Source organism: Sulfitobacter sp. TMED3 (assembly GCF_002167505.1).
Lineage (GTDB): Bacteria > Pseudomonadota > Alphaproteobacteria > Rhodobacterales > Rhodobacteraceae > Sulfitobacter > Sulfitobacter pontiacus.
Map to the genome: position 1 here is coordinate 1 of NZ_NHBI01000043.1, position 14554 is coordinate 14554.

16 protein-coding genes and 1 pseudogene are annotated in these 14554 nt (G+C 61.3%); 2 read left to right on the forward strand and 15 right to left on the reverse strand.

Annotated elements, in window-relative coordinates; genetic code table 11:
* The 15 genes and pseudogenes from CBB63_RS11685 to CBB63_RS11755 all read right to left on the reverse strand — a co-directional run.
* Positions 1-764, reverse strand: a 764-nt coding sequence (locus CBB63_RS11685) for an NAD(P)/FAD-dependent oxidoreductase (RefSeq protein WP_286699275.1), incomplete at its 3' end; no start/stop codon positions are given.
* 73 nt (positions 765-837) lie between these two features.
* Positions 838-2196 carry a glutamine synthetase family protein gene (locus CBB63_RS11690; RefSeq protein ID WP_286699276.1) on the reverse strand — a complete coding sequence of 453 codons (1359 nt, stop codon included), beginning with the start codon at positions 2194-2196 and terminating at the stop codon, positions 838-840.
* Entirely contained in the window at positions 2196-2876 is a 681-nt protein-coding gene (locus CBB63_RS11695; RefSeq protein WP_286699285.1) for a type 1 glutamine amidotransferase, read from the reverse strand. The genes CBB63_RS11690 and CBB63_RS11695 overlap by 1 nt, the downstream gene beginning before the upstream one ends.
* A gap of 13 nt (positions 2877-2889) precedes the next feature.
* The gene (locus CBB63_RS11700; protein WP_286699277.1) at positions 2890-4224 is read right to left on the reverse strand and encodes a glutamine synthetase family protein; all 1335 of its coding nucleotides are present in this window, start codon (positions 4222-4224) and stop codon (positions 2890-2892) included.
* A gap of 97 nt (positions 4225-4321) precedes the next feature.
* Positions 4322-5128, reverse strand: a complete 807-nt coding sequence (locus CBB63_RS11705; protein ID WP_009826568.1) for an ABC transporter permease — start codon at positions 5126-5128, stop codon at positions 4322-4324.
* Complete coding sequence (locus CBB63_RS11710) at positions 5125-6006, reverse strand: ABC transporter permease (RefSeq protein WP_286699286.1); 882 nt, start codon at positions 6004-6006, stop codon at positions 5125-5127. The genes CBB63_RS11705 and CBB63_RS11710 overlap by 4 nt, the downstream gene beginning before the upstream one ends.
* 109 nt (positions 6007-6115) lie before the next feature.
* Positions 6116-6850, reverse strand: a complete 735-nt coding sequence (locus tag CBB63_RS11715) for a transporter substrate-binding domain-containing protein (protein WP_286699278.1) — start codon at positions 6848-6850, stop codon at positions 6116-6118.
* 36 nt (positions 6851-6886) lie between these two features.
* Positions 6887-7663, reverse strand: coding sequence for an ABC transporter ATP-binding protein (locus CBB63_RS11720; protein WP_286699279.1), 777 nt, complete (start codon positions 7661-7663; stop codon positions 6887-6889).
* A 127-nt stretch (positions 7664-7790) separates the two neighbouring features.
* A complete protein-coding gene (locus CBB63_RS11725) occupies positions 7791-8231 on the reverse strand; it encodes a tellurite resistance TerB family protein (protein ID WP_286699280.1) in 441 nt (146 codons plus the stop codon).
* A 37-nt stretch (positions 8232-8268) separates the two neighbouring features.
* On the reverse strand, positions 8269-8706 hold the full coding sequence (locus tag CBB63_RS11730; protein WP_286699281.1) for a tellurite resistance TerB family protein: 438 nt from the start codon (positions 8704-8706) through the stop codon (positions 8269-8271).
* 152 nt (positions 8707-8858) lie between these two features.
* Positions 8859-9149, reverse strand: a pseudogene (locus CBB63_RS11735) (DUF1330 domain-containing protein); the annotation flags it as partial.
* A gap of 10 nt (positions 9150-9159) precedes the next feature.
* Positions 9160-9942, reverse strand: coding sequence for a 23S rRNA (adenine(2030)-N(6))-methyltransferase RlmJ (rlmJ, locus tag CBB63_RS11740; RefSeq protein ID WP_286699282.1), 783 nt, complete (start codon positions 9940-9942; stop codon positions 9160-9162).
* Positions 9943-9966: 24 nt separating this feature from the next.
* The gene (gene pyrG, locus CBB63_RS11745; RefSeq protein WP_286699283.1) at positions 9967-11616 is read right to left on the reverse strand and encodes a CTP synthase; all 1650 of its coding nucleotides are present in this window, start codon (positions 11614-11616) and stop codon (positions 9967-9969) included.
* Positions 11617-11793: 177 nt separating this feature from the next.
* Positions 11794-12162 (reverse strand): preprotein translocase subunit SecG, encoded by a 369-nt coding sequence (secG, locus tag CBB63_RS11750; protein ID WP_005852467.1) that lies wholly within the window; start codon positions 12160-12162, stop codon positions 11794-11796.
* 119 nt (positions 12163-12281) lie between these two features.
* Positions 12282-12677 carry a DUF6524 family protein gene (locus tag CBB63_RS11755; RefSeq protein WP_005852469.1) on the reverse strand — a complete coding sequence of 132 codons (396 nt, stop codon included), beginning with the start codon at positions 12675-12677 and terminating at the stop codon, positions 12282-12284.
* A 215-nt stretch (positions 12678-12892) separates the two neighbouring features.
* On the opposite strand from CBB63_RS11755, the gene CBB63_RS11760 reads away from it, so the two are divergent.
* Together CBB63_RS11760 and CBB63_RS11765 are read left to right on the forward strand one after the other, a co-directional pair.
* Positions 12893-14188, forward strand: a complete 1296-nt coding sequence (locus CBB63_RS11760) for an adenylosuccinate synthase (protein WP_286699284.1) — start codon at positions 12893-12895, stop codon at positions 14186-14188.
* Between the two features lie 54 nt (positions 14189-14242).
* Positions 14243-14473, forward strand: a complete 231-nt coding sequence (locus CBB63_RS11765) for a DUF2842 domain-containing protein (protein WP_005852473.1) — start codon at positions 14243-14245, stop codon at positions 14471-14473.
* Positions 14474-14554 lie beyond the last annotated feature (81 nt).

Sequence of the window (14554 nt, forward strand, 5' to 3'; positions counted from 1 at the left end):
ACCTTGCGGTTCAGCCCGCCCAGATAGCCGTTGCAGGCCAGGATCACATGGTCCGCCGTCACCCGTCCGCCATCGGTCTGCACAGTGGCGGGGCTGCCTTCGGTGATGTGATGCACGGCGCTGCGTTCATAGATCTCGACCCCTGCTGCCTGCGCCGCCCGTGCCAGCCCGAGGGCAAGGTTGAGCGGGTGCAGATGCGCGGCCCCCATATCCAGAATGCCGCCGCGATAAGCAGGCGACGCACAGACGTTGCGCAGCGCGTCGCGGTCCAACACCTCTATCTGGTCGTAGCCATAGCGGGCCTGCAAGAATCCGGCATAGGCGTGCAGATGCTCTACGTCACCGGCAGAACTGGCGGTCCAGGCGACGCCGGGCTTGAGGTGGCAATCGATGTCATGGGTCTTGATCAGACTTTTGACAAGCGCTTTGGCGTCCTCGCCCAGATCCCATAGGCGCGTTGCGGCATCGCGTCCGACCATCTTTTCCAGCGCGTCCTGTTCGACGCGCTGACCGCTCCCCAATTGCCCGCCATTGCGCCCCGAGGCCCCAAAGCCCACGCGCTGCGCCTCGACCAGCACGACGCGACGACCGGCCTGTGCCAGATGCAGCGCAGCCGACAGGCCGGTATAGCCGCCCCCCACAACGCAGACATCCGCGCGCTGATCGCCCTTGAGCGTGGGGTAGGCATCGGTCGGGGTTGCGGTCGCGGCGTACCAGCTGTCTGGATAGAGGCCCGGCGCGTCGTTTGCGTATAGCAGGTTCATTGCAGATCGGCCCCCTTGGCCGTTTCCAAATGGTCTTAAATCCTCGCCGAAGGCTCCCGCGGGTGCGGCGGGCCTAGACGTTCATCAACAGGTGCTCGCGTTCCCACGGGGAAATCACATGCAGGAACTCTTCGTATTCCGCGCGTTTGACGATGGCGTAGACGCGGGCGAACTCGGGGCCCAACACCTCGTGCAGGGTCGTGGCCTCTTCAAACAGATCCAGCGCGGATCCCAGCACCTGCGGNATATCCCCGTCGCCGTCATAGGCGTCGCCCTTGAATTCGGCTTTGGGCTTTTTCTGTTCCATCAGNCCCAGATAGCCGCAGGCGAGCGAGGCGGCGATGCCGAGGTAGGGGTTGCANTCCATNCCGGCGAGGCGGTTCTCGACCCGGCGCGACGCGGGGCCGGACAGGGGCACGCGGATGCCNGTGGTNCGGTTGTCGCGGCCCCATTCCAGATTGATCGGCGCGGCATGGTCTTTGACGTAACGCCGGTAGCTGTTCACATAGGGCGCAATGACGGCCAGCGCGTCGGGCATGTGGTTCTGCATNCCGGCGATAAAGTGGTAAAACGCGTCCGTCTCGCCGCCTTGCGGGCCGGAGAAGATGTTCTTGCCCGTCGTGGCATCCAGCACCGAATGGTGGATATGCATGGCGCTGCCGGGTTCGTTGGCGATGGGTTTCGCCATGAAGGTGGCATAGCAATCGTGGCGCAGGGCGGCTTCGCGGATCAGACGTTTGAAATAGAANACCTCGTCGGCCAGCCGCACGGGGTCACCGTGGATCAGGTTGATCTCAAGCTGGCCCGCGCCGCCTTCCTGGGTGATNCCGTCAATCTCGAACCCCTGCGCTTCGGCAAAGTCGTAGATGTCGTCGATCACGGGGCCGAATTCATCGACAGCGGTCATGGAATAGGCCTGACGCGCGGCAGCAGGGCGGCCNGAGCGGCCCATCATCGGTTTGATCTCATGCGCGGGGTCGAGGTTGCGCGCGACCAGAAAGAATTCCATCTCGGGGGCGACGACCGNCTCCCACCCTTGCGCGCGATACAGATCGACAACGCGTTTGAGCACATTGCGCGGCGAATATTCGACCGGATTGCCGTCGCGGTCAAAGGCGTCGTGGATCACTTGCAGCGTCCAGTCGCCGGTCCAGGGGGCGGCGGTCGCGGTCGAGATATCGGGCCGCAGGATCATGTCTTTTTCGATGAACCCGTCGGCACCGGCGGCGTCGCCCCATTCACCGGTGATGGTCTGGTAGAAGATGCTGTCGGGCAGGTGGAAATATTCCTGCCGTGCGAATTTTGTGGCGGGCACCGCTTTGCCGCGNGCNATGCCGGGGAGGTCGGGGATGATACATTCAACTTCGTCGAGCCGCTTGCCCTCCAGATATTCGCGTGCTGCGGGGGGAAGCTCTTCAAGCCAGTCGGACATCATAATCTCTCTTTCTTGAGGAAATCTGCAATATGGTCGGCGATTTTTGCATTGTCGGTGGGGGCGTCCAGCAGGGCNGAGGCCGCCTGAAGCTGGTGATCGGGCACCACGCCCTTGCCGCGGGTGCGGATCAGCCCGTCGATAAAGTCTTGGGTGAATTCGGGGTGGGGCTGGATGGTCCAGATCTGATCATCATACAGCAGGGCCGCNTTGGCGCAGAANTCNGANGCGCCGACCACCTTGGCCCCNTCGGGCAGTTGGGTGACCTGATCCTGATGCCAGGCGTTCAGGGCCANGGTCTCTCCGTCGATGGTGTATTCGGTGCGGCCCACGGACCAGCCGCCGGCGAATTTNTCGACCTTGCCGCCAAGGGCNTGTGCAATGATCTGGTGGCCAAAGCAGATGCCGACCAGCGGGCGGCCTGCNTCGCGGATGGCGCGGATCAGCTGTTCCAGCGGGGGGATCCAGTCGTGATCNTCNTAGGCACCGTGTTTCGATCCGGTGATCAGCCAGCCGTCCGCATCNACCGCCGAGGCGGGGAAGTCGCCATCGACCACGGACCAGANCTGGAAGTCGAACCCGTGCCCGCCCAGCANTTTGACGAACATATCGCCATAATCGCCAAGCGCGTCTTTCATGTTGTCGGGGGAGTGGCCGGTTTGAAGGATACCGATTTTCATGGGGGGCATCTGATTACACCGTGTCCAGATAGATTTCGACCTGCTCTTGCGGGGTCAGTTCNTGCATATAATGCAGCTCTTGCCGNTTGGTGAGGATAAAGTTGCGCACCATTTCGGGGGCAAAGATACGCTTTACCTCGGCGGAGTTTTCNAAGGCGTCGATCGCGGATTTCCAGTCGCCGGGGATTTGCGGCAGGTCGGCGGCATAGGCGTTGCCGGTGATCGGGGCGGGGGGCTCTGCCCCGTCCTCGATGCCGTTCATCGCGGCACCCAGCACGGCGGCCAGCATCAGATAGGGGTTCACGTCGCCGCCCGACACACGGTGTTCGATCCGCCGCGCCTTGTGGCTGCCGGACGGGATACGGATGGAGGAGGTGCGGTTCTCGTAGGCCCAAGAGATCCCCGTGGGGGCGTGGGCACCGGGCACCATACGGTCAAAGCTGTTGGCATGGGGCGCAAAGACCAGCGCGCANCCNGCCATGGCNTTCATACANCCCGCCACAGCGTGACGCATGATCGCCGTGCCTTGGGGGCCGCCGTCGTCAAAGACATTGTTACCGTTCTTGTCGAGCACCGAGAAATGCGTGTGCAGGCCCGACCCGGGGTAATCNTCGTAGGGTTTCGCCATGAAGCTTGCGGCAAAGCCGTGGCGGCGGGCGAGGCCCTTGACCAGCATCTTGAACAGCCAGGCATCATCGGCGGCGCGCAGGGCGTCGTCGCAATGCATGAGGTTGATCTCGAACTGGCCCAGACCCGCNTCGGAAATGGCGGTNTCGGCGGGGATGTCCATCTCTTCGCAGGCGTCATAAAGATCGGTGAAGAATTCATCGAACTGGTCCAGCGCGCGGATCGACAGGGTTTCGGCGGCCTTGCGGCGTTTGCCCGACCGCGGCGACAGCGGCACCTGCAGTTTGCGGCCCGAATCGTCGATCAGGAAAAACTCNAGCTCGACCGCGCAGACCGGCGTCAGNCCGCGATCCTTGTAGCGTTCGACCACCGCGCGCAGGGCATGGCGCGGGTCGCCGCCATAGGGGCGCCCGTCCTCGTGGAACATCCAGATCGGCAGCAGGGCCGAGGGCGCATCNAGCCAGGGCATNGGCAGAAAGCCNCGNTCGGTCGGGTGCAGGATGCCATCGGCATCGCCGCTTTCAAACACCAGCGGGCTGTCGTCGATGTCTTCGCCCCAGATATCGAGGTTCAGCACCGACATCGGAAAACGCGTGCCGTCCTCTACCACCTTGTCGGCAAAGCGCGTGGGGATGCGCTTGCCGCGGGCCTGACCATTGAGGTCGGCGGCGGCCACACGGATTGTGCGGACCTGAGGATGTTTGCGGAGCCAGTTTTTCATATCACACCTTGCAAGCGGCGGGCATGAACGGCGTTCTTACAACGTGAAAACCGGGGGTAGCGCCCACGCGCTAAATAATTTGATCAAAAAACAGATACTACCGGATCAGATTTAGACGCAAGCGAATTTTCCGCACCGCAGCCTGAGGCACATGGCGGTTCAAACGGCGGTTGATCAGCCCGAAGATGGCGATGATCACCAGCGTCAGCAAAATGAAGTAGCCCGCCAGAATGGGGTAGGGGATAAACGGGTTAAACGTCTTATCCGCGAAATAGCTGGCGTAATACAGCGCGTCCCCACGTTGTTGCAGCGCCGGAAAACCGGTGAAAAACACCAGCGTTGTCGCATGAAACAGGAAGATCGCCTCGTTTGTGTAGGCGGGCCATGCCAGCCGCAGCATGGTGGGCCAGATGATGCGCTTGAACCGCGGCCAGCCGGAAATGCCGTAGGCATCGGCAGCTTCGGTGTCGCCCTTGGGGATGGATTGCAGCGCGCCATAGAAAATCTCGGCCGAGTAGGCAGAGGTGTTGAAGAACAGAACAATCAGCGCCCCAAGCCACGCAGAGGTGAACATATCAAAGAACGGGTGCACAGATTTTAGGCTAAGGAACAGGAAATAGCCAAAGAAGAACTGGATGAACAAGGGCGAGCCGCGGAACAGGAAGATAAACCACTCCGCCGGTTTACGCAGCCAAGGGCTGGGGTGGGCCTTGGCCACGGCCAGCGCGGTCGCCAGCAGGAAGCCGCTGACCAGCGCGAAAAAACCGTAGTAGATGTTCCAGATCATGCCCGACCCGATCAGGGTGAACTGGTCACACAGCGTAAAGTCGCTGCGCGGCAGCAGCCGTTCGCCATAGCCAAGCGAGCGCAACCCGTAGGATTGGATGGTTTCCCAACAGGTCATGCCGCTGCCTTTCGCTGTGCTTCGCCGCCGGCGGTGGCCTGACCCTTGGTCAGACGGCGCATCAGCCGGTCNAGCACGATTTCAGACACACGGGTAAAGCAGAGGTAGAACACCAGCAGCGCCAGAAAATACCACATGCGCCAGTCGGGATGGGGGTAATCGGTAAAGCGCGGGGTCTTGGCTCCGCCCAGATCNCGCGCCCAATANACGATGTCNTCGACGCCCAGCAGGAACAACANNGGGGTGGCCTTGATCAGCACCATCCACAGGTTCCCCAGACCGGGCAGCGCATAGACCCACATCTGCGGCACAAGGATACGCCAGAAGGTCTGGCGCGGGGTCATGCCATACGCCTCGCCGGTCTCGATCTGGGCGCGNGGCACAGCGCGCATCGCGCCATAAAGNACATTGGCGGCAAAGGCCCCGAAAACGATNGCAAANGTCAGCACCGCGAGCGAAAAGCCATAGGCCTCGTGGACCCATTGGGCAGAGTTGCCAAGCGGCATCTTGGCGGCCTGACAGACGATAAAGTCGCTGCCCTGACGGATCGGCTGATCCCAGTCGGGGCATTTCACCTTGTGGCGCAGGTATTCNATNCCCTGATCCAGCGCGATGACAAAAAACAGGAAGAAGGCGATGTCGGGCACGCCGCGCACAATGGCGATATAGGCGCGGCCCAGCCATGACAGCGGCGCAAAGGGCGACCGCGCGGCCATCGCGCCGCCAAAGCCAAAGGCAAGTGCTGCGGGGGCGGTGATGGCGAGCAGNAGCAAGACGGTGCCGAATGCACCATAAAAGGCCAAATGCTTGCCCGTGGTCAGGTAGCACGTCAGCCANGACAGGCCGGAAAGCGTTTCTGGGTCGGTGCAGGCAAAAATGGCGNAATGTCCCGGTGGTATGCGCCCTTTGGCGGGCGTCTGGATTTGGGTCTTTAATCAGATCGGCAGGCAGAGAAAANGGGCGGCNTCTGCGCCGCCCCGATCAAGATCAGAATGTTTTAGCGTCTTCGCCGAACCATTTGATGATCAGCTTGTTCAGGCTGCCATCGTCCTTCATGGACTGGATCGCGGCGTCNAATTTCGCTTTCAGCTCTGTGTCGCTTTCGCGCAGGCCAAGGCCGATGCCGCCGCCCAGTGGCACGTCGTCACCGACNAAGACCATCTCGCCGCCGGATTCCTCGACCGTGGGGACCAGCGCGTCCTTNTCGGCGAAAACCGCATCCGCTTCGCCATTGTTCACGGCTGCGACGGTTTCATCATAGGTGGCGAATTCCAGCAGGGTGGCACCGGATTCAGCCACGTGACCGGCNTGGATCGTGCTGGTCTGTGCTGCAACAACACCGCCCATCACATCGGCATCCGCCGATTTCGCCGCATAGGCGGAAGCCGCGGGCGGGAAGTAGTTCTGTGTGAAATCAATCACTTCCTCACGCTCGTCGGTGATGCTCATACCGGCGATGATGGTGTCGTAGTTGCCCGATGTCAGGTTCGGGATGATGCTGTCCCATTCGTTGGTNACCCATTCGCAGGTCAGCTCGGCGCGGGCGCAGAGCTCGTCACCGACTTCGCGCTCAAAGCCGTCTACTTCGCCCGCGTCATTCAGGAAGTTATAGGGAGGGTAGGCCCCTTCGGTCCCCATGCGGATGGTCTTGCCGTGGGCGTCTGCCATGGCGAAACCGGTGCTGAGCGCCAGTGCGGCGGTTGCAAGAACGAGTGTTTTCATTTTTNAAGTCTCCCAGTTTATTGTTTTTAGGTGGTTTTACTCTGCGTGAGTGGCCGAGAGGAACCCGCGCAGACGTTCTGATTTAGGGGCGCCGAACAGGTCTTCGGGGGCCCCTTGTTCTTCGATCAAACCCTGATGCAGGAANACGACGTGATCCGAGACATCGGCCGCCAGTTTCATATCATGGGTTACGATCATCATGGTCCGCCCTTCGGCGGCCAGATCCTTGATGACTTTGACGACCTCTTGCTCAAGCTCGGGGTCCAGCGCCGAGGTCGGTTCGTCGAATAGCAATGCTTCGGGCTCCATACACAGCCCGCGTGCGATGGCGGCGCGNTGTTGCTGGCCGCCCGACAGTTGCGCCGGAAAGACATCGCATTTGTCGCCAATNCCCACNTTGTCGAGATAGGCCCGNGCGGCGGCCTCAACCTCGGCNCGGTCGCGGCGCAGGACGGTCAGCGGGGCCTCCATCACGTTTTGCAGGATCGTCATATGGGACCACAGGTTGAACTGTTGGAACACCATCGACAGGTTCGTGCGGATGCGCAGCACCTGTTTTGGATCGGCAGGGCGGCGGNGGNGGCCGGTGCCTTTCCAGGTGACCGCCTCGCCGTTGAAGCGCAGATCGCCCTCTTGGCTGTCTTCCAGCAGGTTACAGCAGCGCAGCAGCGTCGATTTGCCGGAGCCGGACGACCCGATCAGCGAGATGACGTGCCCGCGCGGGGCCTTGACCGACACCCCCTTGAGCACCTCCAGAGGGCCATAAGCCTTGTGAAGATTGTTGATCTCAATAACGGGGGGCTGATCTGTCACTGTGCTGCCTTATTGTGCATTCCGCAGCAAGTTAAGGTGATTTCAAGGGGGATTTGCAATCCAGAACTTGGGTTTTGCCCAATAATTCAACGGTTGACCCCGCGTAAATTCACCGCCTGCGCGTAAACTAGTCTTTGTCTTCAATCTGCTTGCGCACGATGGCGCTGTCGGTGTCTGTGACCCCCAGCAAGTTGGCCACCAAACGCAGCAATGCGTTTTCCTCGTCAGAGCGGCTGCCATCGGCCAGCACGACTTCCCACAGGGCTTTGATCACGGCAAGGCGGTCGTCATAGGGGACGGCATCCTTGATCGCGCGGGTAAAGCGGACTGTATCGGGGGCTTCGGCTTCCAGCGCTTCGGCGTCNGCCCGCAGNGAGGCGGTGCCGTCAGCGTCCAGCGCATAGCGTTTCGCGATGATNTGGTCGATGCGCGCGCGCTCGGACGGGGCGTAATCATTATCCGACTTGGCGATGCGCACCAAAAGCGCGGTCAGCGCAAGGCGGGCATCCCCATCGGGAAGCTGGGCGGGATCNGGCTGGGTCAGCCGTTTGATGAATTCTGCGAACATGGGCGTGATATAGAGCGGTTGCGGCGCAAGGCCAAGGTCACAAAGCGTTCAGCGCTTTTTCGCGGGCGGCGGTCATGTCGGCGTCGCTNAGGCCAAGCGCGGTNTCAATCGCCAGCAGCTGGATCTCTTCGTCGTCGTCACGTGCNCCATCGGCCAGCGCCACAGACCACATCGCATCGCCAAGCGCCTTGCGGTCNTCATAGGGGACTTCCTCGCGCAGGATCTGGGCGAATTCGGGCGTACCGGGGGCGTGGCGTTCCAGNGCTTCGCAGGTGGCGCGCAGTTTCGCGGCCTCGATCGGTTTCAGNCCAAAGGTCTGGGCGAGGATGCGGTCGATCTGNCCCACTTCGGCNGCGCGGTAGGTGCGGTCGGCCAGCGCCACACGCACCAGCAACGCNCCAAGGGCAAGCTGGGGGGTCGGCTGTGGCAGNGGCTTGGGGTCCGGCTTGCGGCGGGGGAATAGACGTTCAAACATGGCAACTCTTTATCCTTACGGGCACATGAGGCTAACCCGATTCCGCGCGCAGCGTTCCGTTTTTCCCATATTCGCAAAGGGGTGATGTATAAAAAGCGCAATGCCGCAGGGGCAGGCGGGGCGGGGGCGTCNGGGGGNCTGTCGNGGCCTNAGGCGTCATANCCTTCGACGATGACCAGATTNCCNTCNGANACGGANGACCGGATATCCTTGGCCGCCTGATAGCCCTCGCTTTCATAGCAGGCCACCGCATCGGCCAGCGAGGCAAATTCGATCACCACGATGCGCGGGTGCGACGTGCCTTCGCGGATGTCGGGCGCGGCCCCACGCACCAGAAACTTCGCCCCGAAATCGGCAAANGGCTTGGCGTTGGCGGCGCGGTATTTGTCGTAGACTTCGGCATCATGCACGTCGACGTTAGCGATCCAGTAACCTTTGGGCATCGGNGGCTCCTTATCGGGGTAGGGTTTTGAACTTGGCCGCCAGACGGGCCGCTTCTTCTTTCAGCCCNAAGGGCGGGTTCAGCACGAACATGCCAGAACCGACCATCCCGTGACCGGGGCGGGCAGGGGCAAAGCTGACCTCGTGACGCAGGGCCTCGGGGTGGGCCCCCATCAGCGCGCTGAGCATNGGTTGATGCGCTTTATTGGTCAAAATCGGATACCATAGCGCGATGATGCCGACGTTCCACGCGCGCGCCAGCTTGCCNATGTGGCGCGGGATATCNGCNTAGTCTGTCTTGATCTCGAAGCTGGGGTCGATCAGCATCAGGCCACGGCGCGGNGTGGGCGGGGTCAGGGCGAAAGCCATGTCGAACCCGTCGCGGTGGTGGCATTTGACGTCATAGGGCGACATNGCCAGATCAAGNGCNGCATGTTCNCCGGGGTGCAGTTCGGCCAGATGGATGCTGTCGCTGTCGCGCAGCAGCTTGGCCGCCANCAGGGGNGANCCGGGNTAGGNGTCTGCGCCATGTTCACCGGTGATCTGGTCAAGCACCTGTGCGTAAGGNTGCGCATCGTCGAACCAGCCGCGCACGCGGCCAATGCCCTGCGCCGCCTCGCCTGTTTTCAGCGCNGGNGTGTCGGANAGGTCATACAGCGCGCGCCCCGCATGGGTTTCCATATAGGACAGCGGTTTGTCCTTGCGGGTCAGATACCCCAACATCCACGCCAGCAGGCTGTGTTTGTGAACATCGGCNAGATTGCCGGCGTGGTAGATATGTTGGTAGCTNAGCATGCCGTTGGCCGCCTTTCGCGAGGGTCAGACCAGCCGCGACATTTCCTTGGCGGCGCGGATGAAATCCTTGAACAAGGGGTGCGGATCAAAGGGCTTGGATTTGAGTTCGGGGTGGAACTGCACNCCGATGAACCACGGGTGATCNGACCATTCCACGATCTCGGGNAGCATGCCGTCGGGCGACATCCCCGANAAGGTAAGACCCGCTTTTTCAAGCTGCTCGCGGTAGGCGGTATCGACCTCGTAGCGGTGGCGGTGACGTTCGTCGATGGACGTGGTGCCATAGACTTTGGCCACGTTCGACCCTTCTTTCAGCGTCGCGTCATAGGCACCAAGCCGCATGGTGCCGCCTTTGTCNTCGTCGACCTTGCGTTCAACNTTNTGGTTGCCCTGCACCCATTCCTTGAGGTGGTAGACCACGGGCTCGAACCGTTTCTTGCCGGTGGATTCGTGGTCGAATTCTTCCGAGCCTGCGGTCGTCAGACCGGCCACGTTGCGCGCGGCTTCGATCACGGCCATCTGCATGCCCAGACAGATCCCCAGATAGGGGACTTTCTGCTCGCGGGCATATTGCGCCGCCTTGATCTTGCCCTCGGTGCCGCGTTCGCCAAAGCCGCCGGGCACGAGGATCGCGTGGAAGCCTTCGAGGTGGGCCGATACATCATCGCTTTGATCAAAGACCTCGGCATCGACCCAGTCGATCTTGACCTTGACGCGGTTGGCCATGCCCCCGTGGGTCAGCGCCTCTGCAATCGACTTATAGGCGTCTTCCAGCTGGGTATATTTGCCGACGATGGCGACGTTCACTTCGCCTTCGGGGTTGTGCACGCGGTCAGAGACATCGCGCCAGACCGACAGTTCGGGCTTGGGTGCGGGGGAGATATCGAAAGCATCCAGCACGGCCTGATCCAGCCCTTGCGCGTGATAGGCCAGCGGCGCGTCATAGATGGTTTTCAGGTCATAGGCCGCGACCACGGCCTCTTTGCGGACGTTACAGAACAGGGCGATTTTCTCGCGCTCTTTCTCGGGGATGGGGTGTTCGGAGCGGCAGACCAGAATATCGGGCGCGATCCCGATGCTTTGCAGTTCCTTGACGGAGTGTTGCGTCGGCTTGGTCTTCAGCTCGCCGCTGGCCGCGAGATAGGGCAGCAAGGTGAGATGCATGAAGATACACTGGCCGCGTGGCTTGTCGTGGCTGAACTGGCGGATCGCTTCGAAGAAGGGCAGGCCTTCGATATCGCCGACGGTGCCGCCGATTTCACACAGCATAAAGTCGACCTCGTCATCGCCGACATGCAGGAAATCCTTGATCTCGTTGGTGACGTGGGGAATCACCTGAATGGTCTTGCCCAGATAGTCGCCGCGCCGCTCTTTCTCGAGCACGGTGGAATAGACCCGACCCGAGCTGATCGAATCCGTCTTGCGCGCGGCCACGCCGGTAAAACGTTCGTAGTGGCCCAGATCCAGATCGGTTTCAGCCCCATCGTCGGTGACGAAAACCTCACCATGTTCAAAGGGCGACATCGTGCCGGGATCGACGTTCAGATAGGGGTCCAGTTTGCGCAGACGGACGGAGTATCCGCGCGCTTGCAACAAGGCCCCCAAGGCCGCAGAGGCAAGGCCTTTGCCAAGGCTGGAAACCACACCACCGGTGATGAAAATATAGCGTGCCATGTGATGAAGGCCCCCGTGAGTTCAGATTTGATGCGGCAAAAGCCAAGCAATTGAGCTGCGGAAAACCGCAGCATCACGGGACTTAAGCCTAACAGGATTCGGATGGAAAAAGCAAGGCCAAGCCGCAACATCCTGTTGCGTATCTTGGCCCAACCTCAAGCTGTTGTAGTGTCTGGATTAATCCGCAGTCGGCACTTGCGGTGTATTTTCCGCAGGTGTCGGTGGCAGCAGCGCGTCGGCATCGGGCAGCGCTGGTGCGTCACCCTGGTTCAGCGCGGGTGGCGTGCCGCCCAGACGATCGATAACCGAAGACCCGGCAGATTTTTCAGCCGCGATGATGGTCAGCGTGATCGAGGTCACGATAAAGGCCGCGGCCAGAACCCAGGTCAGTTTGCCCATGGCTGTGGCTGCTGCACGACCGGAAACGGCCCCGCCGCCACCGCCGCCGCCCATGCCAAGGCCGCCCCCTTCGGACCGTTGCAGCAACACGACTGCAATCAGGCCAAGGGCCAGAATGAGATGGACAATCAGGACTACATTTTCCATGGGTACCTACGGCTCTGCGTTTTGGACTTTGGGCGTGTCTAGGCAAGTTTGCCTATGGGGGCAAGGGAGGATTGGCACCCGCGGTGCCGCTTGGGCGGAAAGCCCGTGTGAAAGCCCCCTCAGGTTTCCACATCGTCCACGTCTGCCTGACCGGATACCGCCCTGCGAAAGATGCTCCAGCTGAGGCCGATGCCCAGCACAAAGCTCAGCGCGACAAGGCCGAGCCAGAGGTTAAAGCTGCGGTTGTCCAGCCTTAGGATGCCCAGATCATAAAGCACCCAAAGGCTTGACCCCACGAGCGCCAGCACCAGCAGCATCCCCAGCCCGCCGATAGAGCGCAGCGTCGCGCGGAGATAGATCACGTAGCCGATGAACAACAAAAGCCCCAGCAGCACCGCGATGGACAGGTTCATATGCCCGTATCGCTGCGCCCAGGTGACATAGTTATAGGGGGTCGGGTTAAAGGTCGCGGCCAGCAAGACAAAGGCGCAGGCCCAACGTATGATGAATCCCATCTGCGGTACTTCCTTCTTTGATCCGGCATGGAATATCGGTGCAGCCCAGGCAAAGTCTATGGCCCGATGCGAAGTTTCACGGCCCCAAGCTGATAAATGCCCAGAAAAATGACGCGGCGGCGTTTTGGCTGCATTTTACAGTTTCGGTCCCCGACGGTCGTCGCTATACCTCCACGGGTTTGCACGGTTATTTGAACTGTTAAAGGAATATCTTCATGGCCAACGTCGTAGTCGTAGGCGCCCAATGGGGCGACGAAGGAAAAGGCAAAATCGTGGACTGGCTCAGCGAACGGGCCGATGTCATCGCGCGTTTTCAGGGCGGCCATAACGCGGGCCACACATTGGTCATCGACGGCAAGGTCTACAAGCTGCACGCGCTGCCTTCGGGCGTTGTTCGCGGCGGCAAGCTTTCGGTCATCGGTAACGGTGTTGTGCTGGACCCGTGGCACCTGCTGAAAGAGATCGAGACGATTCGCGCCCAAGGCGTAGAAATCACGCCGGAAACGCTGATGATCGCGGAAAACACGCCGCTGATCATGCCCTACCACGGCGAGCTGGACCGCGCTCGCGAAGAGGCCGCGTCCAAGGGGACCAAAATCGGCACCACCGGTCGCGGCATCGGCCCGTGCTACGAGGATAAAGTCGGCCGCCGCGCCATCCGCGTCGCCGATCTGGCCGATACAGCCACGCTTGAAGGCCGCGTCGACCGCGCGTTGCAGCACCATGATCCGCTGCGCAAGGGTCTGGGCGTCGAAGCCATCGACCGCGACGGGCTAGTTGAACTGCTAAAAGAGATCGCACCGAAGATCCTTGAATACGCAGCACCGGTCTGGAAGGTGATGAACGAAAAGCGCAAGGCCGGTAAGCGTATCCTGTTCGAAGGGGCGCAAGGCGCGCTGCTGGACATCGACTTTGGCACCTATCCTTTCGTCACGTCGTCGAACGTGATTGCAGGGCAGGCGGCGACCGGTGTCGGCATCGGACCGGGCGCGATCAACTATGTGCTGGGCATCGTCAAAGCCTATACCACCCGCGTGGGCGAAGGCCCGTTCCCGACCGAACTGCATGATGCGGACGGTCAGCGTTTGGGCGAGCGGGGCCATGAATTCGGCACCACCACCGGGCGTAAGCGTCGCTGTGGCTGGTTCGATGCGGCTTTGGTGCGCCAGACTTGTGCGACCAGCGGCGTCACCGGCATCTCGCTGACCAAGCTTGACGTGCTGGACGGGTTTGAAACGCTCAAGATCTGCACCGGCTACGAGCTGGACGGGCAGCAGTTGGACTATCTGCCCACAGCGGCCGACCAGCAAGCCCGCTGCACCCCCATCTACGAGGAAATGCCCGGTTGGTCCGAAAGCACCGAAGGCGCGCGTAGCTGGGCCGATCTGCCCGCGAACGCGATCAAATATGTGCGCCGCGTCGAAGAGCTGATCCAGTGCCCCGTGGCGCTGCTGTCCACCTCGCCAGAGCGGGACGACACGATTCTGGTCACCGACCCCTTCGCCGATTGATCTGACACGCCGGGGCCCTTCGGGGCCCTTGGCACATGATGAAAGGACGACATGATGGCCCTTGGATATAAAGCACGCCGCCGGTGGGCGCTGGTCATTCTGCTGATTGGTCTGCCGCTCTATATCATTGCGGCGGTGGTCACCGTGTCGCTGTTTGACCGGCCACCCTTCTGGATCGAACTGGTGATCTATATCGCGCTTGGCGTGGTCTGGGCGATCCCGTTCAAATTTGTGTTCAAGGGGATCGGTCAGGCGGACCCGAACGCGGATCACGACGCGGAATAACCCGTTTCGCCTGCACGTCTTACCGCGTTGCTAATCACAATTATCGCATAAAAAAACGGCCCCCTCGGGGGCCGTTTTTCG

Excerpts from the sequence above, each read along its gene's own strand:
- CBB63_RS11705 (WP_009826568.1), bottom strand. The coding sequence starts at position 5,128 with ATGACCTGTTGGGAAACCATCCAATCCTACGGGTTGCGCTCGCTTGGC.
- secG (WP_005852467.1), bottom strand. The coding sequence starts at position 12,162 with ATGGAAAATGTAGTCCTGATTGTCCATCTCATTCTGGCCCTTGGCCTG.
- CBB63_RS11755 (WP_005852469.1), bottom strand. The coding sequence starts at position 12,677 with ATGGGATTCATCATACGTTGGGCCTGCGCCTTTGTCTTGCTGGCCGCG.
- CBB63_RS11760 (WP_286699284.1), top strand. The coding sequence starts at position 12,893 with ATGGCCAACGTCGTAGTCGTAGGCGCCCAATGGGGCGACGAAGGAAAA.
- CBB63_RS11765 (WP_005852473.1), top strand. The coding sequence starts at position 14,243 with ATGGCCCTTGGATATAAAGCACGCCGCCGGTGGGCGCTGGTCATTCTG.